Here is a 26,107-nt window from a genome sequence, read left to right on the forward strand (position 1 = left end):
TTTTTGCCTATAGGACAGATAAGAAATTCTTTGATGTTTTCCCTAGACCGATTGTCTCCCCTAAAGCATAGAATTATATCAATTAAATATTTTCTTACCATAGCTACAAGTTATGAGGATACTCCCATAGGGAGTGCTCTTAACAGCGATTTCGCTATGACACCCTCTCTAGATTCGCCAAAAGGGGCAGAAATGCTAACAAATTTAGTTAATCGAGTTCACTTTCGCTATTGGCGCGGCGATCTCTTTGGTGGGCTGACTGCCGCCATTGTCGCCTTGCCGATGGCCTTGGCCTTTGGGGTCACCTCTGGGGCTGGTGCAACGGCGGGACTCTACTGCGTCGTCTTTCTTGGCTTTTTTGCGGCTCTCTTTGGGGGCACGCCAACACTCATTTCCAATCCGACAGGGCCGATGACGGTGGTGATGACGGCAGTGATCACCCGCCTGACCAGTGAATATCCCGAACAGGGGTTATACATGGCTTTTACGGTGGTAATGCTGGCGGGCGGTTTTCAAATCCTCTTTGGTCTGTTGCGGTTGGGTAAATACATCACCCTCATGCCCTACACCGTGATTTCTGGCTTTATGTCGGGAATTGGCCTAATCATGATCCTGCTGCAAATTGGTCCCCTGTTGGGGCACAGCAGTAAAGGGGGGGTCTTGGGGGCAGTGCAAAACTTGCCAGAGTGGATTCAAACCCTGAACTCGGCTGCCCTTACCTTGGGCTTGTTCACCCTCGGACTCATTTATTTCACGCCCCAGAAAATTCGGCGAATTGTGCCGCCACAGCTTCTCGCCTTGGTTTTAGGCACGATTTTGTCAATGGTGTTTTTTGCGGATGCCGGTTTGACCCGCATTGGCACGATTCCCACGGGGCTGCCAGCGTTTGTGCCGCCGACGTTTACACTGCCTGCGCTGAAAACGATGATTGTGGACGGGGCAATGCTGGGGATGCTCGGCTGTATTGATTCGCTCCTGACCTCGGTGATTGCCGATAGCATTACCCGCACCCAGCACGATTCCGATAAGGAACTGATTGGCCAAGGTATTGGTAACCTACTGTCCGGCTTATTTGGTGGTCTGCCCGGTGCCGGTGCCACGATGGGCACAGTGGTAAATATTCAAGCGGGGGGACGCACCTGCTTATCGGGCATGATCCACGCTGTCATTCTACTGATGGTGGTGCTGTGGGCTGCGCCTTTGACGGAACCGATTCCCAATGCCGTGTTGGCGGGGATTCTGATCAAGGTGGGGATTGACATCATTGACTGGAATTTTCTCAAGCGTGCCCACCTCTTGTCCCTGCGGGCGGCCTTCATTATGTATGGCGTGATGCTGCTGACGGTCTTTGTGGATTTGATTGTGGCGGTGGGTGTGGGTGTCTTTATTGCCAATATGCTGACGATCAAGCGCTTGGCGGATCTGCAATCGGAGGATGTGAAGGCGATTACCCACGCCGATGATCAAACGCCCCTCACCCCCGAGGAAAAAGAACTCTTCCGCGAAGCCAAGGGTCAACTGTTGCTCCTCCACCTTGGTGGCCCGATGAGTTTTGGCTCCGCTTGGGCAATTTCCCAGCGGCAGGCGATCATGTCGGACTATAAGGTGCTGATTCTGGATGTCAGCAGTGTGCCCCTGTTGGGGGTAACGGCAACGTTGGCCATTGAGTCACTCATCCAAGAGGCACAAAAGCATCGTTTAGCAATTTTTCTCGTGAATGGTTCGGCGGATAAGGTGCAACAGCGGCTGCAACGCTTCCGTATTTTGGATCGGTTGCCGGCAGACCATGTGGTGAGCGATCGCCGACAAGCCCTCGAAAAGGCGATCCAGTTTCTTCACCAACCGGAGGAATTGCTGGAGGTGACAACGGGCAGCTACGAATAACGCGAGACCGCCGGGTTGCCCTGCACATACCACCGCCACGGAATCTCCTGACCTTGGGAAATACCAATGCGAGTGGTTTGTACCACAGGGGCTGTTAGGGGTTGGGGTGGCTTTTCTAACCAGAGGCCGCTCTCTTTCCCTAGCATCAAGCCCGAAAGCTGGCGATCGATCCCCAAGACTTGGCACAGTTTCCCCGGACCAGCAGCACTGCGGGGGGGCAAGGGCGGACTAAGCATCTCAAGGGCACGAATGAGAACAGCACTGGCAAAATTGGGGCGATCGCTGGCGATATTCAGGCAGTGGTGAATGCCATAGATTTGATAGACATAGATTGTCCCTGGTGCCGCAAACATCGGGGCGTTGCGAGCCGTTTGGCGACGGTAGCCATGACACGCGGGGTCGCCGGCCATATAGGCTTCAGTTTCAACAATACGGCCGCGGTAGAGTTGACCATTGGCCTGCTGTCGCACGAGAAGACACCCCAGTAATTCTTGGGCAACCACTGGGGCAGGGCGAGCCAACCACTCAAGGGGCAGACACTGATCTTGCTCAGTGGGAACCCTTTTCAAGCAACAAATCCTCCATCAAGGCATGGCGCACGGGGGCATTCAAGCCAGAGACGGTGTAGAGCATGGCTTCGCGATAGAGACGCTGCACTGTGTGACTGAGCATCAAGGCACTGCCACCCGTTGTCATCAGGGCAGCCTGAGCCGCTTGGACGGCAAGGTGAATGGCGGCGGCGCGCAGTTTTGCATGGTGGGGGGGATTCAGGTTCTCTAGCTCTTCTTGAATCTGGTCGTAAAGGCGGTGCCAGCGATCGCGAAAGTGGTGATAGAGGTCTTTGGCGTCGGCACTCTCAGCGAGAATCTGCAAACTGGCACGGGCACAGCCCATGGGGGCGGCACTGCCCCGCAGCAATTGCTGGCGATCGCGGACGGCCAGCCAATCCACCTCACTGATACCCACTACATCTTCCCGCGGGACTAACCAATCCACCACTTCTGCTTGCACCGTTTGAGTTGAGGGCACAGCCGCTAGAGGCAAGGGCAATGAGAGGTGCAAAATGCCACCGCCAGCCTGTTGGGCATTGATAAAGGGCATGAGGGCAAAGAGAAGACGCCGATCGGGTAAAGGCGCTGCGGCCACAAACATGGTCATGTGCTGAAAGCCACTGAGCCAAGGCAGTGTTCCCCGCAAGAGGTAGCCCTCGCTGGTCGGTTGAGCTTGTAGATCCACTGGGTTGTGGCGTAAGTGGGAAAAGCTGACACCAATCAACATCTGCCCCTTCATTAAGTCCGCCAAGTAGGTTTGGGCAACGTTCCCTTCAGGATGTTCAAGAATCATCCCCAAGGCGGATTGATGTTGTGCCACCAAAAAGGCAAGGGCACCGGAGGTTTGCGCTAGTTGTAAGCTCAAATGCCAGAGCGTGCGGCGATCGCACCCCAATCCCCCCCTTGCCTTGGGTACCGCCAAACGAAAAATGCCCAAATTCCCTAGGGCTTGCAGACTTTCCGATAAAAGGGACTTTTGCTGATCAATGCGGTTGGCAATTGGCGCAACAACGGTACTGAGGTAGGTCTGAATGTCCTCTAGGAGAGGCTGCGCTGCGGGGTCAGCAAAGACCAAGGCATCCATAGTTTAGGAGTACGCCAGATGGGCACGGGGGTTGTAGGACTCAATGGCCTGAAGTTGCCGGTAGAGATCGCGTTCAGCATCACTCAGTTGGGGCGGCAGTGTAATGACAATTTCCACCAGTTGGTCACCGCGATCGCCATCGGGGCGAGGATAGCCCTTACCCGCCAGTCGCAAACGTTGGCCTGTGCGCACCCCTGCTGGCACCATCATTTTCACCCAACCATCGAGGGTCGGGGCTTCAATTTGGCCGCCGAGGGCAGCCTCACTGGGGGTCACGGGGAGTTCACAGACGATGTCGTAGTCCTCAAGGCGAAAGAGGGGATGGGGCGTCACTTGAATTTTCAGATAGAGATCACCTCCACCCGTACCTTGACCCCGCAGCCGAATCCGCTGACCCGTAACCATCCCCGGTGGCAGCGTCACTTCTAAGGAGCGCCCATCCCCAAGGCGAATCCGCTCCCGTCCCCCTTCGTAGGCCTTCTCGAGAGGGATTTCTAGGGTGGCTTCAGCGTCGCGACGACTCACAGCGGTATAGGCGGTTTTGACGGTGCCGGGGCGAAAGTAGTCTGTGTCTATCGTAGGCGAGCGACGGGGGGGATCCGCAGCAACCGTAGAGGTGCGGGGCGATCGCCGACCCAACAGTTGATCCAAAAACTCTTGAAAATTATCTTCACTGAGGTCGGGTTCTTCCCTGACACTGGTGCCATTGCGCCGAGCCATAGTGGTACGTTGGGAAGGGCGAGTGCGAAAGCCGGGCTGTGACCAATATTCACCGTAGCGATCGTATTGCTCACGGCGAGCCGGATCACTTAGGACTTGGTAGGCTTCACTAATATTTTTGAACTTCTCTTCAGCAGCGCGATCGCCCGGATTCATATCGGGATGATACCGCCGCGCCAGCCGCCGATAGGCACGTTTAATTTCCTCAGTGCTCGCACCTCGATCCACGCCCAAAAGCTGGTAGTAATCTCGAAAATTACGCATCGACAGTCCTATCTACACTCACAGTTGCGGCAAACAATGCAAACAAGTTCTACCAGTCGTCGTCATCCCAATCCTCCCATGCGGCTGAATCACTGCGCTGGGAATACCCCCGAGAACGCCGCGTCCGGGGTGGCTCATCCCACTCATCCTCATAATCGTCACGCCGCCGCTCTCGACCCCGCACCGCATCAAGGCCTTTATTGACTGCTTCCTTGAGGTTGGGCAGCTTAAAGACATCCTCATCGTCTTCCAATGCTTCTTCGCTGAGGCGCAGTTGGCGGACAAAGTCGTAGAGCCGCTCTTCAAGAGCCGCATAGGTGAGGTCAATCTGGCGATCGTCCTCATTGCGAATGGCCTCCTGCAATTGCCGCACCAGGGCCTCAATACTCCGGCGCTGATCAGCGGCAAATTGATAGCCAAATTCCTGAGCCGCTTCCCGCAATTGACGTTCAGCGCGGTGAATCAAATCTTGGGCACGGTTGCGCTTCTCAATGCGTGCCCGCCGCTGGCGATCGCTGGCAGCGTTGGTCTCGGCATCCAAGAGCATCTGCTGAATTTCCTCTTCACTGAGGGTTGATGCCCCCTGAATCACCACACTTTGCTCGCGCCCGCTAAAGCGATCCAAGGCCACCACTTGGAGCAGGCCATTGGCATCCAAGTCAAAGGATACTTGAATTTGGGGCACCCCCCGAGGGGCTGGCGGAATTCCCGTTAACTTAAAGCGTCCCAAGGACTTATTGTGTTCTGCTAGTTCCCGCTCCCCTTGAACGACGTGGATTTCCACTTGGCTTTGGTTATTTTCTGAGGTTGAGAAAATATCGGAGCGGCGCACCGGAATCGTTGTATTGCGGGGAATCAGCACCTTCGTGACGCCGCCAATGGTTTCCACCCCTAAGGAAAGGGGGGTTACATCCAGCAGCAGGATATCCTTCATATCCCCGGCGAGAATGCCTGCTTGAATGGCGGCACCAACAGCCACCACCTCATCGGGGTTGACATTTTGGTTGGGTTCACGGCCAATCATCTGCCGCACCAGATCCTGCACCATGGGCATCCGCGTCGCACCACCCACCAGCACCACGGCATCAATTTGAGCGGGGGTTAAATGGGCATCCATCAGTGCCTGTTCGACCGGATAGCGCAGCCGTTGCAGCAGGTCTTGGCTCAGGTCTTCAAATTGGCGACGACTGAGGGTGGTTTCAATGTGTTTTGGCCCATCCGCTGTGGCGGTGACAAAGGGCAGATCGATATTGGTTTCCAGTAAGCCTGAAAGTTCAATTTTGGCTTTTTCGGCAGCATCGGTGAGCCGTTGTAGCGACTGGCGATCGCGCCGTAAATCAATGCCCTCTTTGGCGAGGAAGTCTTCGGCTAGCCAGTCCACAATCAACTTATCAAAATCATTGCCCCCCAGTTGGGTATCGCCGCTGGTGGCCTTCACCTCAAACACGCCATCGCCAACATCGAGAATGGAGACATCAAAGGTGCCACCGCCAAGGTCAAAAACGAGAATCGTCTGCTCCTTCTGGCGATCGAGGCCATAGGCAAGGGCTGCTGCCGTCGGTTCATTAATAATCCGCCGCACATTCAGACCCGCAATCCGCCCAGCATCACGGGTGGCTTGCCGCTGCGAATCATTAAAGTAGGCGGGGACAGTAATCACCGCATCGGTGACGGGTTCCCCTAGATAGCGGCTGGCATCCTCCACCAGCTTGCGCAAGACCATGGCTGAAATTTCTTCGGGGGCAAATTCCCGTTGCAAGCGTGGGCACTTGATGCGCACTTTACCCGATTCATCGCGGCGAATGGTATAGGGTACCCGCTTGGATTCAGCCGTCAGTTCACTGTATTCGCGGCCAATAAACCGCTTCACGGCATAGAAGGTGTTTTGGGGATTGAGCACCGCCTGTCGCCGCGCCAACTGACCCACAAGGCGCTCGCCATCTTTGCCAAAGGCCACCACAGAGGGGGTGGTGCGGGAGCCTTCTGCATTGGCAATCACAACGGGTTTTCCCCCTTCCAACACAGCAATGACGGAATTGGTTGTCCCCAAATCAATGCCAACAATTTTGCCCATGCCGTTTGAACGACTCCGCACTGGTTAGAATAAATGAATAGCGTTATAGTAACGGATTATTTACCCTTTGTTACGCTTATTCGATTGTACGAGATCTGCCTCAGACCGTCAGAGAATCACTCTTTCCCCTGTGCTGCGCGATCGCTACAACGATATGAACAACCTCAGTCCCCACACCTCCCATTCACCGCTGCTCATCTTTTGAAGTCTAGCGGTAAGATGACAGGCAAGAGGTTGCAGCACAGCTTATCAACTGTTGCTACGCCCAATTCCGAGAAGGAGACCGTTCTATGCTACACCGCAAGCTTTATCAACTCTATACCGACGGCCAAGAAGTCTGGATTTACTTGCGGGATCAACAACGCCTGATTGACCGGGCACGCATTGTGGACATCGAAGGGAATGTTGTTACCATCCGCTACGAAACGGAGGAAGACGACGAAGTGTGTGCTTGGGAAGAGATCGTCAATATCGAAAGCATTGGCTCGATTTCACGGCGGCTCGCAGCAGTTCCGCGGGGTTATGCGGAGTTACCCATTGCGGATGAGTGTCCAGAGGCGGAGCAACTGCCGAAGCATTCCTCGGAAACCGAACACGAGCGTTGATTCTTACCCATGCGCTCAGCCCCCGTTGTGGAGGAGATAGCCACGATTGATGCCCAGTACATGGGGCGCTGCCTTGAGTTAGCCGCTCGTGCCAAAGGCTGTACGGCTCCAAATCCCCTCGTGGGCTGTGTGATTGTGGCGGAGGGACGGGTGATTGGGGAGGGGTTTCATCCCAAGGCAGGGGAACCCCATGCCGAGGTGTTTGCCCTGCGCAGCGTCAGCGAGAGCGATCGCCCCCTCCTCAGCAAGGCCACCCTCTACGTCAATCTTGAACCCTGCAATCACTATGGCCGCACGCCCCCCTGTACCGAGGCGATTATAGCGGCGGGTATTCCCAGGGTGGTGGTGGGCATGATTGATCCGAATCCCCAAGTAGCGGGGGCGGGGGTAGAACGGCTGCGCTCAGCAGGCATAGAAGTCACCGTCGGCGTGCGGGAAGCAGAGTGTCAACGCCTGAACGAAGCGTTTGTGCATCGGGTGCGCTATCAGCGTCCCTTTGGCATTTTCAAATACGCCATGACCCTCGATGGCAAAATTGCCTCCAGTGCCGGCCACAGTCTCTGGGTGAGTGGTGAAGCCGCACGCGCCATGGTGCATCAACTGCGCTCTGAATGCGATGCCGTGATTGTGGGGGGCAATACCGTGCGTCTGGATAATCCCCTTTTGACCTCGCGCCATGAGCGCAACCCCCTACGGGTGGTGATGAGTCGTACCCTTGATCTACCGCCGAATGCCTCTTTGTGGGAAACGACCACGGCTCCAACATTGGTGGTTACCGCTGCTTCACCCCAACATCCCCTCATTCCCCAATTGCAGGCACGGGGCGTGGAGGTGGTGCACCGAGAGCCGCTAACACCGACCACCGTTATGGCAGAGCTGCATCAACGGGGCATTATGACGGTGCTTTGGGAGTGCGGCGGTTCCCTTGCAGCGGCAGCGATCGCCGAAGGCATGGTACAGAAAGTGTGGGCATTTATTGCGCCAAAAATTATTGGTGGCTCCGATGCCCCCGCCCCAGTGGCCGATCTCGGCTTAACCAAGATGAATGAGGCCTTGTGCCTCGAGGACGTGACTTGGCAAACCGTGGGCGAGGACATTCTCGTGGTGGGCTACCTACCGCCTAGGCCTCGGGTTCCGTCAATTCAATAATGGTACAGCCCGTTTCTGTGGGGGGCGTATCCGCCTGCTCATAGAGCAAATCAATCCACAGTGACTCCGGGTAGGGCTTGCGACTAGAGACATAAAAAAGCCAATGCTGGCTGACATTGAGGGACTCGCGCCGCAGCTTGGCCATTGCCGGGGTTGTAATCAGGCGCAGAGCAGCGTTGGCATTGCGCCACTGCTCAATAATCCCAGCCGCCACCCGCAGGGTTTCCCCCTCGCTATTTTCTAATTCCAAAATGCCGTCAATGTGGATACTCTCCCACCAGTGCTGTGGATCCCGCAGATCCAATCCTTGGCCATCCATATAGTCAATGAGGTTGGGAAGATATTCGCGAATAAAGTTTTGGACAACACTAAAGGGAGGAAAAGGACGCAAGACTTTGAGGCGGCTTGCTGTTTGTTGAAACCACAGCTTGTGGTAAGTCATGGGGACAACGCTCCATCAAAAAGGCGATCGCCAAAAATCGTTACAAACTGGTTTATTTTACCAAGCAAGCTTGCTCTAATTGTTCCTAAGAGCGAAGATGAATATGTGCCACTTTTAGCGCAATTTGGCACAAGGGTTATAGGACAATTTTGGTTTAACGATCAACGCTGAGAAGGATGTCAACTGACTTACATTATTAAAAAAAACTATACACACTGATTAGCTAACTTTACTCTACTTATTTATTTATTGGAAATAATGATTTTTCTTTCATGGGTAGTAATTAAGCCCAAGTCGTGATGAATTCAGGTTTTTTTGATTATTGACCAGTAGGTAGAAAATTCGTATTTTTATTTTGCAGCAAGTAATTCACCCCCCCAGAGAGGGCAGGACGAGGCAAGGGGGTGGCTTGTCATTTGGTTGTGGATTGGGTAAAGTCACCTAGAAGTTTCGTCGTGGTGCCAAAACACCCTTTGCATAAACAACAGATTGGGACAGTTTTAGGCATAGATGCGGCGAGTGGCCTCTGGCTACCTTGGACGATTGCTCATGATGTGTGTTCTCGGTTCACCGCTTTGTCGAATCACTGTCAATTTTGTGTGCGAGGAGGATTACCTTGAGCAACGATAGTCGTACCCCTACCGCCTCTCAGGATGCACCTCTTGCGCCTGCTGCTATGCTTGGTCGTTCGCTGCGCTCCCTTTGTTCCTGTCTGCCCCTGCTGGGTACCTTTGTTCTGATTCAGCCTACGCAAGCCCTTGATTTGACCACTCTTGCAGGCGATCGCGATCTGGGTTCAAAGGACATTCGCCCCGAATCTCTCAACCTCCCCTCCCTCTTCAGCACTGAAACCCAAGACCCGCTTGCGGAATTTGAAAATCTTTTATCCGCCGACAAAACCGACCTACTCTTGGGCGTCACCCAAACGGCATGGCAACGCACCATCCAGCCCCAAGTCAGTTTTGCCCCCCTCACCCTCAGAAGACCGGCGCTGACCCTCTCTGCCTTTGCTTCCTTTGACCGTCTCAGCCGTCCTTCTGAGCCGACCTTCAAAGTGGTGGATCGGCGGGTTCGCACCGATAGCTTGGCGGATCTAGTGACACAAGCCACCACCACTGCCATGGCCACTTTGGCCATTGATACCCCCTTTGCGATGGGTGGCTCTTTGGAGCAAACTACGACGGCAGTTGAACCACAGTCCGCCGCGGGGGAAACGACTCAACTCTCGCAGCGGGTGGCAGTTGTGCACTCTCCAGCCGCATCGACCTCAACTGCAACCCTAGAGCCTGTTCCCTTTGGGCGGGCTGCTGAGCGGCGGCGGCGTACCACCCCTGCCCTAGTTTCAGTCCAACAACCGCCTGCTCGCCCAGCGCTACCCCAGCCCACTGTTGCAAATCGCCCGCAAACAACAACAGTAGCAGCACCGACACCTGCCGCTGTACAGCCCATTGCCCCCCCTGTGCCCGTCAAAGTGGCACGCTCAATTGTGGCTCCCCCTTTACCCAGTAATCTCGACCTACCCCCTCTGCCCAACTCCGATCGCTTTCTACCTAGCCTAACCACCAACTTTATTTGGCCGGCGCGTGGTGTGTTGACCTCTGGCTTTGGTCCGCGCTGGGGACGGATGCACCGCGGGATTGATATTGCTGCTCCCATTGGCACGCCCATCTATGCTGCTGCCGCCGGTGTCGTTACCTACTCCCAATGGAATTCTGGTGGTTTCGGCAACCTAGTGGAAATTCGCCACGCCGATGGCACCCTGACGCTCTATGCCCATAACCATCGCAACTTGGTGCGCGTGGGCCAATACGTTGAGCAGGGTCAGCAGATAGCCGAAATGGGCAGCACCGGTCGCAGCACAGGGCCCCACGTTCACTTTGAGATACATCCCCCAGGGCGGGGTGCGGTCAACCCAATGATCTTCCTGCAACGTACCCAAGGCTAGTCATTGGCGGTTTATTTTGTGGGTGCGGGGTTAGGTACCCCTCGCTCTCTCACGCTCGAAGCATGGATTTGCCTGCAGCAGGCGCAGGTGGTACTTTACGATGCCCTGCTCTCCCCTCGCCTCCTCGAACTCACGCCCCCCGATTGTTTGCGAGTCGCGGTGGGCAAACGGGCAGGGGCTGAGGCAGTTCCCCAATCAGAAATCAACCGCCTTTTAGTGGCCTATGGCCAGCAGTACCAGCGGGTTGTCCGCCTCAAAAGTGGCGATCCGGGGCTGTTTGGCCGTTTGCATCAGGAACTGGATGCTGTCCTAGGGGCAGGTCTAGAGGCGGTGGTGATTCCGGGTCTATCGTCAGCGCTGGCGGCACCACTGCTGGCGGGATTGTGTCTGACGGCAAAGGATGTGAGCCAGTCCGTAGCGATTCTGTCGGGACATGCGCCAGAAACCCTTCCTTGGGCAGCGATCGCCCAAATGGAGACGCTGATTTTTTTGATGGCCACCCGTTCCCTGCGATATATTGCCGAGCAATTGTTGAGGCAGGGGCGATCGCCCGCTGAGGGACTGGCAATTTTGCAATGGGCCGGCCAGCCGCAGCAACAGTTTTGGTTCGGCACGTTGGAGAGCTATCTAAATACGCCTCACGTTCCAGACAGGGCACCAGCCGTCGTGGTTGTGGGGGCGATCGCCCAAAAACGCTACCCTTTGGCTAGTCTAGATCTGGTCTTCCCTGAATTTTTGAAGATTTCCCCATCAGCCATGTCTCCGCTCCACGGCAAAACCATTCTCGTCACCCGGGCAGCAGCGCAAGCGAGTGACTTTACGCAGCAACTGACAGCCGCCGGTGCCACCGTTTTAGAAATGCCGACACTGGAAATCGTTCCCCCCAGTTCTTGGCAGCCCCTCGATCAGGCTTTGGCGCAACTCAATACCTTTGACTGGCTCATTCTCACGTCCCACAATGCCGTTAGCTTTTTTATGGAACGGTTGCAGCATCATGGCAAGGATAGTCGTACCCTCGCGGGTCTCAAGATTGCTGTTGTTGGCGAAAAAACCGCCCAAACCCTCAGCAGTTACGGCTTAGTGGCTGACTTCACCCCCAGTGAATTTGTCGCCGATGCCCTAGTGGCAGAATTCCCAGAACCTGTAGCGGGGTTGCGTTTTCTCTTCCCACGGGTTGAAAAGGGTGGGCGACCCGTGCTAGTAGAGACCTTTACAGCGGCCGGGGCTGAGGTTGTTGAGGTGCCCGCCTACGATTCCCGCTGTCCCCAAACTGTTGATGCCCAAGTCTTAGGGGCGCTGCAAGGGGGTCAAGTGGATATGATCACGTTTACCAGTTCTAAGACGGTGAAACACTTTTGCCAATTGGTGGGTGCGCAGGCGGCAGAGTTACTTCAGACTGTGCAGATTGCCAGTATTGGCCCGCAAACCTCGCAAACTTGTCGCGAACTCTTGGGACGGGTGGATACTGAAGCCACAGAGCATACCCTTGAGGGACTCCTTCAGGCATTATTACGGATCACTTAGTGCTTTGGGTGCACCAATCCGCTAGTGTGAAAAAAGGACTGTTGTAAGGCAATTGTGGAGCATGACACACGCAACCGATGTGCTGACCCTTGGCCGTTGGATGGCGGCGGATTTTAGTAACCAAGCCCAAGCCTTTGAGAATCCCCCCTTCTATGCCCATATTCGGGTGTGTATGCGCCCCCTGCCCAGTGGTCTTTTGGAGGGCATTGCCCTTTATGTGGAACAGGCCTACGACTATTTGCTAGGGGTGCCCTACCGCACACGGGTTTTAGAACTGGTGCCCGCCAATGATCACATTGTGATTAAAAATTACGTACTCAAGGATGAAAAACGCTTCTTTGGCGCAGCTCGCGATCGCCAGCGGCTTCAGGCGATGACAGCCGATGATTTGGAACTCCTCTGTGGCTGCAATATGCTCACCTACTGGACAGGGCACAGCTTTCGCGGTGAAGTGGAGCCGGGCAAAGCCTGTAAAGTCGTGCGTAAAGGACGGGAAACCTATCTTGATAGCACGTTTGAAATTGATGGCGATCGCTTCATTAGCCACGATCGCGGACGGGATCCCGAAACCGATGAGCACGTTTGGGGCTCCGTGGCAGGTCCCTTTCACTTTGTGCGCTGGCAGAGCTTTGCTGATGAAATTATTGCCTAGGCGGTTTGCCAATCGGGTAACGGTTTGCCTTGGTAATAAAGGCGAAAGAGTCCCCAAGCCCCTAGGGCGATCGCAACCAAGCTAACCACTTGGGCAATTCGCAGCGGCCCCAACATCAGGCTGTCCATGCGCAGTCCTTCAATCCAGAAGCGACCCAAGCTGTAGGCAATGGCATAAACCATCAGGAGCGTTCCCGGTTTTTGATAGCGAGGTTGACGAAAGAGCCACAGCAGGAGAACAAAGACTCCTAGGTTCCAAAGGGACTCATAGAGAAACGTGGGGTGGTAATAGGCTTCGTTGATTAGCGCCGGGGGACGCTGCGGCGCAGGGATATAGAGTTTCCACGGCAAATCCGTAGGGGCACCAAAGGCCTCAGAGTTAAAGAAATTGCCCCAGCGTCCAATGGCCTGTCCCAAAATTAGTGAAGGGGCAATGACATCCGCCACTTGCCAAAAGGAAAGCCGCTGCACATAGGTAAAGATCGCCATCGCTAGCATACCGCCGAGGATGGCACCGTGAATGGCAATGCCGCCTTTCCAAATTTGCACCACTTGATCTAAGTGCTTTTGGTAAAAGCCCCAGTGAAAGGCGACGTAATAGAGCCGGGCAGCGGGAATAGCGGCAACCACAAGCCAAATCGACAGATCCGCAATCAGATCAGGATCAATCTGCCGCTGGCGTGCCAAGCGTTGACTCAGCCAAATGCCAATAAAGACGGCGGCGGCAATGAGTAGCCCGTACCACCGTAGGGTGATGAACCCTAGCTCAAGGGTGGCACCGGGCGATTGGAAAGTGGCGATCATGCCTAGAATAGGTTCTAAACAGCGCGAGCAGTCTGAATGACGGTGGCAAAGGCGTCGGTATCCAACACGGCCAATTGAGCCAGCATCTTGCGATTGAGTTGAATATCGGCTTTTTTGAGGGCGCCCATGAGTTGACTGTAGCTCATGCCATGTTGACGCGCAGCAGCGTTAATCCGCGCAATCCAGAGCCGCCGAAAGTCCCGTTTGCGCCGCCGGCGATCGCGATAGGCATTGCACAGTGCCTTCATGACCACCTGATTGGCGGTGCGGAAGAGCTTGGAGTGCCCCGCACGATAGCCCTTGGCGAGCTTGAGAATTTTTTTACGCCGTTTGCGGGCAACGTTACCCCGTTTGACCCTTGCCATAGTTCAATTTCACCCTTGATCAAAAACTGAAAATTTATCAATTAAGCGTAGGGCAGCATCAGCGATACTCGCTCAAAATCCCGTGGATCGACGAGGGCTTTGTGGGAAAGACGATTCTTGCGATCGCTCCCCTTATGTTCGAGTAAGTGATTTTTGTTGGCCTTACGGCGGACAAACTTACCACTGCCCGTCGTCCGAAATCGTTTGGCAGCAGCACGACGTGTTTTTAGCTTTGGCATAGCCTTGCCCTATTTTAGACACAGCTTACTAGTGTACTATTTTGAAGAGAGTCTTGGCAAGCTGCATGGAACTGGAGTTCATTCCTGTCGAAGAGTTTTATTTTGCCCTTACCTTGGCCATGCGCACCCTAGAAGATTTAGGCGATGCGGCATTTGTGGAGCGGGTGCGATCGCGCTTGCAGGAGCGGTTTGGTCAAGCCTCAACGGTTGCTGCCGGCAAGCAAAACACCTTTAACTATGTCTTTCGCGTCAAGGGGGTGGACAATAGCCCCGCCCCGCAGTTAATGCTTTCGATCGCTGACTGGCAGGGAAAAATCCGCCTCAGCAGTGACTATGGCTGGACATTGGATGCGCAGCGCAAAACAATCCGCACCGAGAAATTTGGCGATCGCTCCCAATTTTGCCAACAGGTGAAAGCCCACTTAGCCCAGTGGCTGGAATTACCCGAATTTCTTGAGGCCTAAATGTTTGACCTAGGGACCGCCCTTGAGAGAGCCATTAAAACTTGGTCGGTGGTGCATACCCTCTTTTTGCCGCCAGATCAGGTAGTGCAGGCACTCCGCACCCTTGAGCAACGAGCCGATGTTCATGGTCTCGCCTGGGGGGGGTACCCGCAAGCGGAACGCTGTCGGCTGGCGATCGCCCCCACTGAACTCAGTCTTGAGGAGCAACAGCCGCCCCTTGCTTTGGTGCGAATCACAGGCAACTTTCTCTTTGATCCCGCCACCTACAGTGATTTTGAGCGAGCGATCGCCAATGCCGGTCTTGATGACGGCGATTATGGGGATGTGATTCTCCTTGGGGAACGGGGGGCACAGGTCATTCTCATCCCTGAAAAAGTCCCTACTTTACAAGAACACTTAAAACAAGTGCGGACTGTAGCGGTGACCGTCGATCTCTGTGACTGGTCAGAACTGGCCGTAGCGCCCCCCCAACGGAAATCCCTCAGTACGGTCGAAGCATCATTGCGCTTAGATGCAGTGGCCTCAGCCGGATTTGGCGTCTCCCGCAGTAAAATGAGCGAGTGGATTAGCCAAGGGCTAGTGCGGGTCAACTGGCAAGTGGTGCAACAACCGCGCTATCTGCTCAAGGTGAATGACCTCATTGCCATTCGCGGCAAAGGGCGATTGCGGATTCAAGAGATTCAAGTGACAAAGAAAGAACGCTACCGCATCCAGATGGAGCGCATTCGCTAACACTATGGCTCTGCTGCTGTCGAAATTACTGCCGCCACTGCTGTATCCATTGTCCTTGGCCTGTTGGGCATTGGTTTTTGCCATTGTTCGCTTTTGGCGTGCTCCCCAACAGGCAGCGATCGCCCTTGTGATTGCCCTGAGTATTTTACTCCTGAGCGGCAATGACTATGTGGCAACAGCGCTTATTGCTTCCCTAGAGCGGCAGTATTTACCCCCTGATCCCATGCCCAAAGCTGCCGCGATCGTGGTTCTCGGTGGGGCGGTTGTCCCGCAAACGGCGCCGAGGCCGTGGGTAGAAGTCACGGAAGGGGGCGATCGCATCCTCTACGGTGCCCACCTCTTTCGCCAAGGCTATGCCCCCTATCTCATCCTCAGTGGAGGGCGTATTGACTGGCTGGGCGAAGCCTTTCAGCGGGGCGAAGCAGCAGACATGGCGGAAATTGCTGCCACCTGCGGTGTGCCGACAGACAAGATGCTGCTAGACACCACCTCACTGAACACCTATGAAAATGCCGTGAATGTCAAAGCGCTTCTGGAGCAGCATCAAATTCAGGGGGATCTGCTGCTGGTGACCTCTGCTTACCACATGCCCCGCTCCGTGGCTATTTTTCGCCGTTTGGGAATGAAGGTGATCCCGGCACCCACGGACTATCGGTACCTGTCGATCGCGCGATCGCCCACTTGGCAAAACCTACTGCTCAGCCTGATCCCCAATCCCTACAACGTGGACATCACCACGATCGCCCTACGGGAATACCAAGGTCTGCTCGTTTACAAACTCAGAGGTTGGCTTTAGAGACCCTGAGCACGCAGAAACCCTTGACACGCCTCCACAAAAGCAGGGGCTGACTCATAGGGCAAGACATTGCGCCCCGCAATCACCACTCCCTCAGCATTGGGAAATGTCTTGGTATAAAACTGCAACCGTTCTTCAGGCAATTCAGCCCCACCCTCCCGACTGATACTCGAGGCTTGGTCTCCCATCACCACAAGCACTGGCTGCTGAGTCTGCCGCATTTTCTGACGATAGTCTCGCCGCCAAAAACCCGACAGGAATGAATACACCCCATGGCGACTCTCAAGGTCAGCACAACCAGCGGCCAGCATCTTTAGCCACTCATCATCCACATCCTCAGGCTTGGCAAAAAGCTGCTTGATTGAAAACTGCCGCAGGAAACGTTCTTGGCGGGCATAGAGATAAAAGCCCCAACCCAAGGGGGAGTCAAAGAGATTCCAGCGCACCTTTTGCCACCTAGGATCAGTGTTTTCAGAAACGAGAGAAGCCGCTGGAGGGCCACTGAGGATCATTGCCCTGACTACTTGGGGATCAAGGTGCACTAGCTCCATCGCTACGGGAAACAATGCCCCTTGGACAACAAGAATCACCGCTTGGCGAATCTCAGAGGCGATAAAGACCTGTAACTGAGCCGCCCAATCTTCGGGGTAATAGGCAATGTGGGGTAGGGCGCTCTGGCCACAGCCGAGCAAGTCAGGGATATAAAATGAGTAACCTTCCCCTTGGAACTGCCAATGGCTCACACAGCGATCCCAGAACCGCCCAGAGAGGCCAACCCCCACTGGATGGATAAAAAGAATCGGTGTTTGCCCTTCTTCCGAACTCAAGCGATAGGCGCAGGAAAGACCCTGCCACTGATAAGTTCTAGAGGCCAATGATGGCATTCCTAACGCTCCTGCAAATTGCCTGAAAAAACTCTATGTAACGCGATCAACGGTAAAGTTGTTACTCCTCCCAACAATATGACTGAACCCTAACATTCAGTAGAAATTTTAACCAAATTTTTCCCTTGCCTTAACCTAATCCCTTGAATCTGTTGCTTATTCTGACGAAAGGGTAGTTTGATCGGTTCGCCTTTTTGAAATGTGTGGGCAACTGTCACCCCGAAGGTACTTTACTTGCAAAACGTTGTTTACTCCGCTAGGAAACATCACCATGTTTACATCTGCAAAAAGCTATGCCCGCCTAGGGGTAGTTGCAGCCATCGCGGCTCTGTCGGGTAGCCTGATTCCCGCTGCTTTTTCCCAAGGGACACCTACGATTCGCATTGATGGCTCCAGCACTGTTTTCCCCATTACCGAAGCTGTTGCTGAAGCCTTCCAAAAAGCCCAAGGGGGCAAAGTCCGCGTTACGGTAGGTGTGTCCGGTTCAGGCGGTGGCTTCAAGAAGTTCTGCCGCGGTGAAACGGATATTTCCAACGCCTCACGCCCCATTCTGGCCAAGGAAATTGCTGACTGTCGCGCTGCTGGTATCAACTTTATTGAACTGCCAGTGGCCTACGATGCCATCACCGTGGTGGTTCATCCTCAAAATACTTGGGCAACAAGCTTAACGGTTGCTGAATTGAAGCGGATGTGGGAACCCGATTCTAAAATCAATAACTGGAGCCAAGTGCGCCAAGGCTTCCCCAATGTTCCTTTGAAACTCTTTGGGCCAGGTGCTGACTCTGGAACCTTTGACTATTTCACTGAGGCCATCAATGGTAAATCAAAAGTCAGTCGCAAGGATTTCACCGCCAGCGAGGATGATAATGTGTTAGTCCAAGGTATCGCTCGCGATCGCGGTGCGCTTGGATACTTTGGTTTTGCCTACTATGCGGAAAACCGCAATCGGCTCAAAGCGGTTGCCATTGACAGCGGCAAAGGCCCTGTTCCACCTTCCGAGCAAAACGTGCTGAATGGGACATACCAGCCCCTCTCCCGTCCCATCTTTATCTACGTCAACGCTAAGTCAGCGCAGCGGCCTGAAGTACGGCAGTTTGTCACCTACTACCTAAATAATGCCCCGGCCATGGTGAAAAAGGTGAAGTATGTGCCTCTGCCGGCTAGTGCCTACCGCACGATTCTGGCTAACTTCAACCGCAACCGTGTGGGTACGATCTTTGGGGGCAAAGAGGCTATTGGCTTGACAATCAACCAACTGCTGAGGATGCAACCCCAATAGATTAATATTTTGATTTAATGAAGGGTGTGAGGTATCAGCCCTCCACCCTTTTTTCCCATTTTGTCAACCTCAGTCGTTGATTCTCTGAAAAGATAAATTCCAACTAAAAGATTTTTGCTTGCTGGAATAATACCCATGGTAGAACAGCCCCTACCCTACTCAACGAAGCTCCCCGTCGCCTTGCCATCCCGTACTGTGAGGATTTGGCGCGAACGGATCATTGCTAGCATTCTTTTTTTGGCAGCGATCTCATCGGTCGTAACAACACTGGTCATCATCTATATCCTTTTTGCCGAGACAGTCATCTTTTTTGAAAAGGTGATGGAAGTGCACCAAGAATCTCTCTTTGAGGCTCTGCTGGAGTTCTTTACGAGCACGGACTGGTCACCTCTAATTGAGCCGGTGGGAATTGGTATCTTACCCTTGCTCTCCGGAACCTTCACGACCTGCTTTGTGGCCAGTTGTGTGGCTATTCCCCTTGGCACGATTGCGGCCATCTATCTGAGTGAGTTTGCACCTGCCAAAACGCGGGAGATCCTCAAGCCTATCCTTGAAATCTTGGCGGGTATTCCCACTGTGGTTTACGGCTACTTTGCCCTTTTGGTGGTCACTCCCTTTCTCCAGAAAATCATTCTTGGCGTTCAGCAATTCTTTAATCCTGGTAAAGAACCTTGGGAATACTTTGAGCTGCCTGGTTTTAATATGTTGGGGGCAGGTATTGTGGTGGGGCTAATGGTGCTGCCCTATATTGCCAGCTTGACAGAAGATGCCCTCCAAGCTGTTCCTTTGCAACTGCGGGAGGGATCCTATGCAATGGGGGCAACGCGTTTGCAAACAGCAATCAAGGTTCTCATGCCGGCTGCTATCTCTGGCATTATGGCCGCCTATATTTTGGGGCTGGCACGGGCAATTGGCGAAACAATGATTGTGGCCGTGGCCGCGGGGTTACAGCCGAAGTTTACGTTTAATCCTCTAGAGGGGGCTTCAACCACAACTGCTTTCATTGTGTCAGTGAGTTTGGGGGACTTGCCCCACGGATCACTAGAGTATCAGTCGATTTTTGCCGCAGGGATCATGCTGTTTTTTGCAACCTTGATCTTAAACGTGCTGGGCTACTTCTTGAGTCGCCGTTATCGTGAGGTGTACTAGCCATGCGTAGCCAACGAACGATTCTCAATAACCTCCGCAATTCGATCGCGATCGCGGCCTCGATTCGGGAGCGCAAGCGCTGGGAACAGTTTTTTATCGTTTTAGGTTGGTTCTCCCTGCTAGTCGCCTTACTCACCCTTGTTTTTCTTGTGGGTGACCTCTTCCTGCGCGGCTTACCCATGCTGAACTGGAAGTTTTTTACTTCACCGCCGAGTAGTGACCCCGAAGAGGCAGGTATCCTCACGGCATGGGTGGGTAGTTTATTGGTCATTCTTGTAACGGCGTTTGTGGCTATTCCTTTGGGCATTGCGGCGGGCATTTACCTCGAAGAATATGCTCCCAAAAACTGGCTGTTGGATTTCATTGAGGTGAACATTACCAATCTGGCGGGTGTGCCCTCAATTATTTATGGCCTACTGGCTCTCGGTTTCTTTGTCTATATCCTCAACTGGGGCGAAAGCATTCTGACTGCCGGGTTTACACTGGCATTGTTGATTTTACCCGTGGTGATTGTGACCACCCGTGAATCCTTGCGCGCCATTCCCCAGGGGATTCGGGAAGCCGCCTATGCGGTTGGTTCGAGTCGCTGGCAGGTGATTGCTGATCATGTGCTGCCCTACTCGATGGGGGGGATTCTCACGGGGATTATTGTGGGTATCTCCCGCGCGATTGGCGAGACGGCGCCCCTGATCACCATTGGTGCTTTGACGTTTATCACGTTCTTGCCAGATCCACCGATTCAAAGCGAGTTTCCCTACATTTCGTTTAAGTGGATTTGGTCTCCCTTTACGGTGCTGCCGATTCAAATGTTTAACTGGGTTTCCCGTCCGCAAGAGGCCTTTCAAGTGAATGCTGCAGCGGCTGGGATTGTCCTGCTGGTGTTGACGCTGGCGGTGAATGCAACAGCTATTTATCTACGCTATCGTTTTAGGAAGAGTATCAAATGGTAAAACCTACAGATCGGGTCGTGACTACCGAGAACGAGCCACTGAAAAAGCTGGCAGAAGTTCGGGACTTGAACTTTTACTACGGTGGCAAGCAGGCTCTGAAAAACATCAACTTGCCGGTCTATGAAAAGAAAGTTACGGCACTGATTGGGCCTTCAGGTTGTGGCAAGACCACGTTGCTGCGTTGCTTTAACCGCATGCATGATCTGTATCCCGGCAATCGCTACGAGGGGGAAATTTGGTTGGGGGATGAGCAACCGCGTAACCTCCTGCAAATGGATCCAATCGAAGTGCGGATGCAGATTGGCATGGTCTTCCAAAAGCCCAATCCTTTCCCCAAGTCGATTTACGAAAACGTTGCCTATGGATTGCGGGTGCGCGGCATCAATAACCGTGCGATCCTCGATGAGGTGGTGGAGCGATCGCTCCGTCGTGCTGCCCTGTGGGATGAAGTCAAAGATCGTCAGAAGGAACCGGGCACGTCTCTGTCGGGCGGTCAGCAGCAGCGGCTCTGTATTGCCCGTGCCCTAGCCACTGATCCAGAGATTATTCTCTTTGACGAGCCAACATCGGCATTGGATCCGATTGCCACGGTCAGTATTGAGAACCTGATTAGCGAACTCAAGGAGCAAGTGACGATTCTGATTGTGACCCATAACATGCAGCAGGCGATTCGTATTTCCCAGTTCACCGCCTTTATGTATTTGGGCGAAATCGTTGAGTACAACGAAACCATGTCCATCTTCACGAAGCCAGTGGAACAGAAGACTGCCGATTACGTGAGTGGTCGCTTTGGTTGATCGCTGCGTCAAGTCCGCTTGAGAATGTGGTCTAAGAGGTAAGGTGTGGTTGTGAATCGATCGCTACCCTAGGGCTAGTAGTTATTTGTTCTCGCTCTAGGAGCGCAGTTATGGTGGCATCGCTGGAGTCAACGGTCAGGGAGATTTCACCTCAGGCGATCGCCCGTGAATTAGCGCTCCGCCTTGCGCCGCAGGCCACCTATGTGCGTGTCGCTCACTCCGCCGAAGGCTGGAAAATTCTCCTAGAGGCAGAGCAAATTCCCAATCAACGCACCTGCCTTGATGTCTTGGTTGCTTTTTTAAGTCCTGTCCTCCCCCAATCCATTGATGTCTATGGGCGACAGTTGGGGGGGCAGCGCCCTGCATGGGGAGTACGTCTGCGGCCTCGGCCGGTTGCAACCCCCACACCCACAACAGTTCGCGATCGCCAGCTTGAACCCTTAGCCTTAGCGGCCAGTGTCTTAGGGATTTTTGGTTTAGGAGCCGTCGGCCAATGGCAGTCTCCCAGTGTTTGGTTGGCAGCAGCACCAGAACCCAGCGTTGAACAAGTGCGATCGGTCATTCTCAATGCTGCGCCCACTCTGGCTCCCGCCCGCCCACCCCTGTGGTACCACTACTCACCCCCTGAGGCCTTCCGTGGCCGTGTGTTTAATCAGGTTACCTTACCCCCTGAGCAAAAGTTGGTGGCACTGACCTTTGATGATGGCCCTGATCCGACCTACACGCCCCAAGTTCTCGACATTCTTGCCCAAGAAAAGGTCAAAGGGACATTTTTTGCTATTGCCAGAGCCGTTGCAGCGCGCCCAAAATTAGCGCAGCGCATTGTTAGGGAAGGTCATGTCTTGGCCAACCACTCTTGGAGCCACGGCTACCATTACTTTAATCCTGCCGCTGCCCAGCACGAGGTGGATCAAAGTCAACAATTGATTGAAGACATCAGCGGGGCAAATATCAAGCTCTTTCGACCACCGGGGGGAAATCTCCATAATGGTCTGGTGAGTCGCGCCAGCCAACAGGGTTACGGTGTGGTGATGTGGTCAGTGGATCCACAGGATTGGTTACCTCGCCAAACGAGCGATCGCATTGTCAACACAGTTGTTCAGCAGGCGCATGCCGGTGCCATTGTCCTGCTCCATGATGGGGGTGGCTCGCGGCGAGCCACGGTTGCGGCCTTGCCCAGCATCATTGCCGAACTGCGGGCTAAAGGCTATCAATTTGTCACTGTCCCTGAGTTGATTGCGGCTCAAGAGCCAACAAGTCTACCAGAACCCCCTTCTTGGCTAACGATTCAAGAAACGGCGCAGCTTCAGCAGTTGGTTCTGCAACTGGAGACCCGCATTCAAGCTTTAGAAAAAGATTTAAGGACCACACCCCCATGGGCGATCGCCGAACGGGAATACCTAGCAGCCACCCTACGGGAGCAACAGGCAGCCCTGTCTTGGGTGCAACAACGGCTGGCCTTTGAACAAGCTGCTGCAGGTCAATATCAAGCGGCTCTCAAACTGGCGGAGCAGGCGACGCTTGCCACTAAGGCACAACAATCATCAGTGGCCAAAATCTTGTGGCAGCGGGCGATCGCCACCCTAGACACCATTCCCAACACGGCCTTTGTTGCCCCCCTTGCCCGGATCAAGCAACGACAATATAGCCGCAGAATGCACCAACTAAAATAAAGGCAGCACGCGAATCCCCAACAGCCTGCCATGACAATTGAACACCCAGTGCAACTGCCGCCCCTTGAAAGTGGCGATCGCCTGACGCGGGACGAATTTGAGCGCCGCTACGCCGCCATGCCTCAGCTGAAAAAAGCAGAACTGATTGAGGGAATTGTTTACGTGGCTTCTCCCCTACGCTACCGCAGTCACGGTCAACCTCACCTATTCCTAATCACTTGGCTCGGCACCTACTGTGCAGCCACACCGGGGGTCGAAGCGGCAGATGCCCCGACTATTCGCCTAGATGCCGATAATGAACCGCAACCCGATGCAATTTTACGCCTCAGCCACGGGGGGCGATCGCGAATTACTGCCGATGACTATATTGAGGGCGCGCCGGAACTCGTAGTTGAAATTGCCGCCAGCAGTGCTGCCTACGACCTGCACGATAAGCTCAGGGTGTACCGCCGCAATGGCGTTCAGGAATATCTTGTCTGGTGTACCTACGATCGCCAAATCCACTGGTTCTCCCTTGAAGCGGGGGAATACCAACCACTTGTTGCCGATACTGAGGGGATGATTTGCAGTCGTCAATTTCCCGGACTCTGGCTTGCCCCTGAGGCATTACTGACCCATGATCTGGGTACGGTTTTGCAGGTACTCCAACAGGGAATTGCCACCCCCGAACATCAAGCGTTTGTGGCTCGCCAGCAGCGATAGAGAGGTTCTGAGGAGAGAGAGCCATGACACTAAAGTATTCTCTGCCGCCCCTTGAAAATGGCGATCGCCTGACGCGGGACGAATTTGAGCGGCGCTACGCGGCCATGCCCCACCTGAAGAAAGCAGAACTGATTGAAGGAGTTGTATTCATGGGGTCTCCCGTGAGTATCGATCATAGTCGCTCCCATGGCTCAATTATGGGATGGTTATGGTTCTACAGTGCTGCAACACCGGGGCTAGGTTGCTATGACAATCCGACGGTTCGCTTGGATGGCGATAATGAACCACAGCCCGATGCTGTGCTCCGCCTTGAAAGCGGGGGCAACTCTCGCATTAGTGAGGATGGTTATATCGAGGGCGCGCCGGAACTCGTAGTTGAAATTGCCGCCAGCAGTGCTGCCTACGACCTGCACGATAAGCTCAGGGTGTACCGCCGCAATGGCGTTCAGGAATATCTTGTCTGGTGTACCTACGATCGCCAAATCCACTGGTTCTCCCTTGAAGCAGGAGAATACCAACCACTCACTGCCGATACTGAGGCGATGATTCGCAGTCGTCAATTTCCCGGACTCTGGCTTGCCCCTGAGGCATTACTGACCCATGATCTGGGTACGGTTTTGCAGGTACTCCAACAGGGAATTGCCACCCCCGAACATCAAGCGTTTGTGGCTCGCCAGCAGCGATAGAGAGGTTCTGAGGAGAGAGAGCCATGACACTAAAGTATTCTCTGCCGCCCCTTGAAAATGGCGATCGCCTGACGCGGGACGAATTTGAGCGGCGCTACGCGGCCATGCCCCACCTGAAGAAAGCAGAACTGATTGAGGGAATTGTTTACGTGGCTTCTCCCGTTCGTGTCAGTCACAGTCAGCCCCATGCCGAGATCATGGCTTGGCTGGGTTTTTACAAAGCAGTTACGCCGGGCGTTCTTGTCTATGACAATCCGACCGTTCGCCTAGATGGCGATAATGAACCGCAGCCCGATGCTGTGCTCCGCCTTGAAAGCGGGGGCAACTCCCGCATTAGTGAGGATGGTTATATCGAGGGGGCACCGGAACTCGTGGTTGAAATTGCCGCCAGCAGTGCTGCCTACGACCTGCACGATAAGCTCAGGGTGTATCGCCGCAATGGCATTCAGGAATACCTCGTCTGGTGTACCTACGATCGCCAGATCCACTGGTTCTCCCTTGAAGCGGGGGAATACCAACCACTTGTTGCCGATACTGAGGCGATGATTCGCAGTCGTCAATTTCCCGGACTCTGGCTTGCCCCTGAGGCATTACTGACCCATGATCTGGGTACGGTTTTGCAGGTACTCCAACAGGGAATTGCCACCCCCGAACATCAAGCGTTTGTGCAAATCTTGACCGAAACTTAAAAAATTTCCCTAATCTGGCATTATGCTGTATAGAATCCCCGTGTCAATAGGGGGGTATTGGCATCGCCCTTGCCAAATGCATTGATTCTGTCTGCCGATTGACCGTTTCATTCACCGTAGCCCTATGTTGCAATTAGACCCCATTTCCAAAACGACCAATCAACATTCTGGTCACAAAGGCTTAGTGATGGCGATCGGGGGAGCGGAAGACAAAGTACGTGGGCGACAAATTCTCACCACCTTCTGCCAACGCGCTGGCGGCCTAGATGCCATCATTGGCGTCATTCCCTCTGCTTCCCGTGAACCCGATGCCATGGGGCGGCTCTACCACGATATTTTCCGCGAAATTGGTGTGCGCGAAGTGGACGTTCTATTGGTGGGCGATCGCGCTGATGCCGAACAGGAAGAGATGCTAGCTCGCTTGAGTCGCTGTACTGGCATTTTTATGTCCGGGGGCGATCAACTGCGTTTGTCGGCGCTGCTGGATGAAACCCCCCTCCTCTACCAATTGCGCCATCAAGTCTGGGAAGGCAAATCAATTCTTGGGGGCACGAGTGCCGGTGCCGCTGTCATGGGTGAGTGCATGATTGCTAGTGGGGGCAGCAATGAAGCTCCAAACCGCTCCTTAGTCGATTTGGCCACAGGCTTGGGTATTCTTCCCGATGTTTTAGTGGATCAGCATTTCCACAATCGCAATCGCCTCGCGCGCCTGATCAGCGCCATTTCTGCTCACCCCGACAAGCTGGGAGTCGGCATTGATGAAGATACCTGTGCCATGTTTGAAGCTGATGGTATGCTGCGGGTTCTTGGTCGTGGCTCTGTCACCATTGTTGATCCTCGGGATGTCAGCTACACGAGCTATGCCCATGTGGATGTTAACGAACCCTTGAGTATCTACAACTTGCGCCTGCACATCCTCAGTGATGGTGACTGCTACAATCTCCGCACCCATCAAGTGCAGCACAAATGTATTTTGCCTCCCCTAAATTAAGTTTTCAGGAAAGT

The 26,107-nt window shown here is 54.1% G+C and carries 27 protein-coding genes; 18 read left to right on the top strand and 9 right to left on the bottom strand.

Going from position 1 to position 26,107, the window contains the following annotated elements; all coding sequences use genetic code 11:
- Positions 1 to 192: 192 nt before the first annotated feature.
- Positions 193 to 1,884 carry a SulP family inorganic anion transporter gene (locus RHH27_RS08290; RefSeq protein WP_302678022.1) on the top strand — a complete coding sequence of 564 codons (1,692 nt, stop codon included), beginning with the start codon at positions 193 to 195 and terminating at the stop codon, positions 1,882 to 1,884.
- Here RHH27_RS08290 and RHH27_RS08295 read toward each other — a convergent pair.
- Genes RHH27_RS08295 through dnaK form a run of 4 tightly spaced genes read right to left on the bottom strand, consistent with a single transcriptional unit; the run spans position 1,875 to position 6,577 of the window.
- Positions 1,875 to 2,387, bottom strand: a complete 513-nt coding sequence (locus tag RHH27_RS08295; protein ID WP_255451731.1) for a DNA-3-methyladenine glycosylase — start codon at positions 2,385 to 2,387, stop codon at positions 1,875 to 1,877. The two genes, RHH27_RS08290 and RHH27_RS08295, sit on opposite strands and share 10 nt — an antisense overlap.
- A 46-nt stretch (positions 2,388 to 2,433) precedes the next feature.
- Positions 2,434 to 3,519 carry an acyl-CoA dehydrogenase family protein gene (locus RHH27_RS08300; protein WP_302678023.1) on the bottom strand — a complete coding sequence of 362 codons (1,086 nt, stop codon included), beginning with the start codon at positions 3,517 to 3,519 and terminating at the stop codon, positions 2,434 to 2,436.
- Between the two features lie 3 nt (positions 3,520 to 3,522).
- A complete protein-coding gene (locus RHH27_RS08305; RefSeq protein WP_302678024.1) occupies positions 3,523 to 4,503 on the bottom strand; it encodes a J domain-containing protein in 981 nt (326 codons plus the stop codon).
- Positions 4,504 to 4,552: 49 nt separating this feature from the next.
- Positions 4,553 to 6,577 (bottom strand): molecular chaperone DnaK, encoded by a 2,025-nt coding sequence (gene dnaK / locus RHH27_RS08310; protein ID WP_206199749.1) that lies wholly within the window; start codon positions 6,575 to 6,577, stop codon positions 4,553 to 4,555.
- A 290-nt stretch (positions 6,578 to 6,867) separates the two neighbouring features.
- On the opposite strand from dnaK, the gene RHH27_RS08315 reads away from it, so the two are divergent.
- Together RHH27_RS08315 and ribD are read left to right on the top strand one after the other, a co-directional pair.
- On the top strand, positions 6,868 to 7,182 hold the full coding sequence (locus RHH27_RS08315; protein ID WP_024125163.1) for a DUF6679 family protein: 315 nt from the start codon (positions 6,868 to 6,870) through the stop codon (positions 7,180 to 7,182).
- Between the two features lie 9 nt (positions 7,183 to 7,191).
- A complete protein-coding gene (ribD, locus tag RHH27_RS08320; RefSeq protein ID WP_206199750.1) occupies positions 7,192 to 8,331 on the top strand; it encodes a bifunctional diaminohydroxyphosphoribosylaminopyrimidine deaminase/5-amino-6-(5-phosphoribosylamino)uracil reductase RibD in 1,140 nt (379 codons plus the stop codon).
- Here the strand turns inward: ribD and RHH27_RS08325 are convergent.
- A complete protein-coding gene (locus RHH27_RS08325) occupies positions 8,303 to 8,773 on the bottom strand; it encodes a hypothetical protein (protein ID WP_206199751.1) in 471 nt (156 codons plus the stop codon). The two genes, ribD and RHH27_RS08325, sit on opposite strands and share 29 nt — an antisense overlap.
- A 616-nt stretch (positions 8,774 to 9,389) precedes the next feature.
- Here RHH27_RS08325 and RHH27_RS13385 point away from each other — a divergent pair.
- From RHH27_RS13385 to RHH27_RS08340, 3 genes are all read left to right on the top strand, one after another.
- Entirely contained in the window at positions 9,390 to 10,718 is a 1,329-nt protein-coding gene (locus RHH27_RS13385; protein ID WP_302678025.1) for a M23 family metallopeptidase, read from the top strand.
- 3 nt (positions 10,719 to 10,721) lie between these two features.
- Entirely contained in the window at positions 10,722 to 12,242 is a 1,521-nt protein-coding gene (gene cobA, locus RHH27_RS08335) for a uroporphyrinogen-III C-methyltransferase (RefSeq protein ID WP_302678026.1), read from the top strand.
- 61 nt (positions 12,243 to 12,303) lie between these two features.
- Complete coding sequence (locus tag RHH27_RS08340) at positions 12,304 to 12,894, top strand: chromophore lyase CpcT/CpeT (RefSeq protein WP_206199753.1); 591 nt, start codon at positions 12,304 to 12,306, stop codon at positions 12,892 to 12,894.
- Here the strand turns inward: RHH27_RS08340 and lgt are convergent.
- The 3 genes from lgt to rpmI are packed head-to-tail and all read right to left on the bottom strand — an operon-like array spanning position 12,891 to position 14,301.
- A complete protein-coding gene (gene lgt / locus RHH27_RS08345; protein WP_206199754.1) occupies positions 12,891 to 13,697 on the bottom strand; it encodes a prolipoprotein diacylglyceryl transferase in 807 nt (268 codons plus the stop codon). The two genes, RHH27_RS08340 and lgt, sit on opposite strands and share 4 nt — an antisense overlap.
- A 14-nt stretch (positions 13,698 to 13,711) precedes the next feature.
- A complete protein-coding gene (gene rplT, locus RHH27_RS08350; protein WP_149818464.1) occupies positions 13,712 to 14,062 on the bottom strand; it encodes a 50S ribosomal protein L20 in 351 nt (116 codons plus the stop codon).
- 41 nt (positions 14,063 to 14,103) lie between these two features.
- Entirely contained in the window at positions 14,104 to 14,301 is a 198-nt protein-coding gene (gene rpmI / locus RHH27_RS08355; RefSeq protein WP_149818467.1) for a 50S ribosomal protein L35, read from the bottom strand.
- 65 nt (positions 14,302 to 14,366) lie between these two features.
- Between rpmI and RHH27_RS08360 the strand changes: the two genes are divergently transcribed.
- Genes RHH27_RS08360 through RHH27_RS08370 form a run of 3 tightly spaced genes read left to right on the top strand, consistent with a single transcriptional unit; the run spans position 14,367 to position 16,293 of the window.
- Positions 14,367 to 14,765 (top strand): hypothetical protein, encoded by a 399-nt coding sequence (locus RHH27_RS08360; RefSeq protein ID WP_206201667.1) that lies wholly within the window; start codon positions 14,367 to 14,369, stop codon positions 14,763 to 14,765.
- Positions 14,766 to 15,497, top strand: coding sequence for a photosystem II S4 domain protein (locus RHH27_RS08365; RefSeq protein WP_302678027.1), 732 nt, complete (start codon positions 14,766 to 14,768; stop codon positions 15,495 to 15,497).
- 4 nt (positions 15,498 to 15,501) lie between these two features.
- Positions 15,502 to 16,293 carry a YdcF family protein gene (locus RHH27_RS08370; protein WP_206199757.1) on the top strand — a complete coding sequence of 264 codons (792 nt, stop codon included), beginning with the start codon at positions 15,502 to 15,504 and terminating at the stop codon, positions 16,291 to 16,293.
- Here the strand turns inward: RHH27_RS08370 and RHH27_RS08375 are convergent.
- Positions 16,290 to 17,177: an alpha/beta fold hydrolase gene (locus RHH27_RS08375; RefSeq protein ID WP_302678028.1), complete on the bottom strand. Its 888-nt coding sequence runs from the start codon at positions 17,175 to 17,177 to the stop codon at positions 16,290 to 16,292. The genes RHH27_RS08370 and RHH27_RS08375 overlap by 4 nt on opposite strands.
- A gap of 271 nt (positions 17,178 to 17,448) precedes the next feature.
- Between RHH27_RS08375 and RHH27_RS08380 the strand changes: the two genes are divergently transcribed.
- The 9 genes from RHH27_RS08380 (at position 17,449) to RHH27_RS08420 (ending at position 26,093) form a co-directional block, all read left to right on the top strand.
- Positions 17,449 to 18,456 carry a PstS family phosphate ABC transporter substrate-binding protein gene (locus tag RHH27_RS08380; protein ID WP_302678029.1) on the top strand — a complete coding sequence of 336 codons (1,008 nt, stop codon included), beginning with the start codon at positions 17,449 to 17,451 and terminating at the stop codon, positions 18,454 to 18,456.
- 135 nt (positions 18,457 to 18,591) lie between these two features.
- Complete coding sequence (gene pstC / locus RHH27_RS08385) at positions 18,592 to 19,605, top strand: phosphate ABC transporter permease subunit PstC (RefSeq protein ID WP_206199760.1); 1,014 nt, start codon at positions 18,592 to 18,594, stop codon at positions 19,603 to 19,605.
- Between the two features lie 2 nt (positions 19,606 to 19,607).
- Positions 19,608 to 20,555 (top strand): phosphate ABC transporter permease PstA, encoded by a 948-nt coding sequence (pstA, locus tag RHH27_RS08390; RefSeq protein WP_206199761.1) that lies wholly within the window; start codon positions 19,608 to 19,610, stop codon positions 20,553 to 20,555.
- Positions 20,549 to 21,352 carry a phosphate ABC transporter ATP-binding protein PstB gene (pstB, locus tag RHH27_RS08395; RefSeq protein WP_225901538.1) on the top strand — a complete coding sequence of 268 codons (804 nt, stop codon included), beginning with the start codon at positions 20,549 to 20,551 and terminating at the stop codon, positions 21,350 to 21,352. The genes pstA and pstB overlap by 7 nt, the downstream gene beginning before the upstream one ends.
- A 110-nt stretch (positions 21,353 to 21,462) precedes the next feature.
- Entirely contained in the window at positions 21,463 to 23,025 is a 1,563-nt protein-coding gene (locus RHH27_RS08400) for a polysaccharide deacetylase family protein (RefSeq protein ID WP_302678030.1), read from the top strand.
- Positions 23,026 to 23,055: 30 nt separating this feature from the next.
- Positions 23,056 to 23,727: a Uma2 family endonuclease gene (locus tag RHH27_RS08405; RefSeq protein ID WP_302678031.1), complete on the top strand. Its 672-nt coding sequence runs from the start codon at positions 23,056 to 23,058 to the stop codon at positions 23,725 to 23,727.
- 23 nt (positions 23,728 to 23,750) lie between these two features.
- Positions 23,751 to 24,413, top strand: coding sequence for a Uma2 family endonuclease (locus tag RHH27_RS08410; protein WP_302678032.1), 663 nt, complete (start codon positions 23,751 to 23,753; stop codon positions 24,411 to 24,413).
- Between the two features lie 23 nt (positions 24,414 to 24,436).
- The gene (locus RHH27_RS08415; RefSeq protein WP_302678033.1) at positions 24,437 to 25,102 is read left to right on the top strand and encodes a Uma2 family endonuclease; all 666 of its coding nucleotides are present in this window, start codon (positions 24,437 to 24,439) and stop codon (positions 25,100 to 25,102) included.
- Positions 25,103 to 25,226: 124 nt separating this feature from the next.
- Positions 25,227 to 26,093, top strand: a complete 867-nt coding sequence (locus RHH27_RS08420; protein WP_302678034.1) for a cyanophycinase — start codon at positions 25,227 to 25,229, stop codon at positions 26,091 to 26,093.
- The last annotated feature ends 14 nt before the right edge of the window (positions 26,094 to 26,107 follow it).

Source organism: Thermosynechococcus sp. PP555, from assembly GCF_031583225.1.
GTDB lineage: Bacteria > Cyanobacteriota > Cyanobacteriia > Thermosynechococcales > Thermosynechococcaceae > Thermosynechococcus.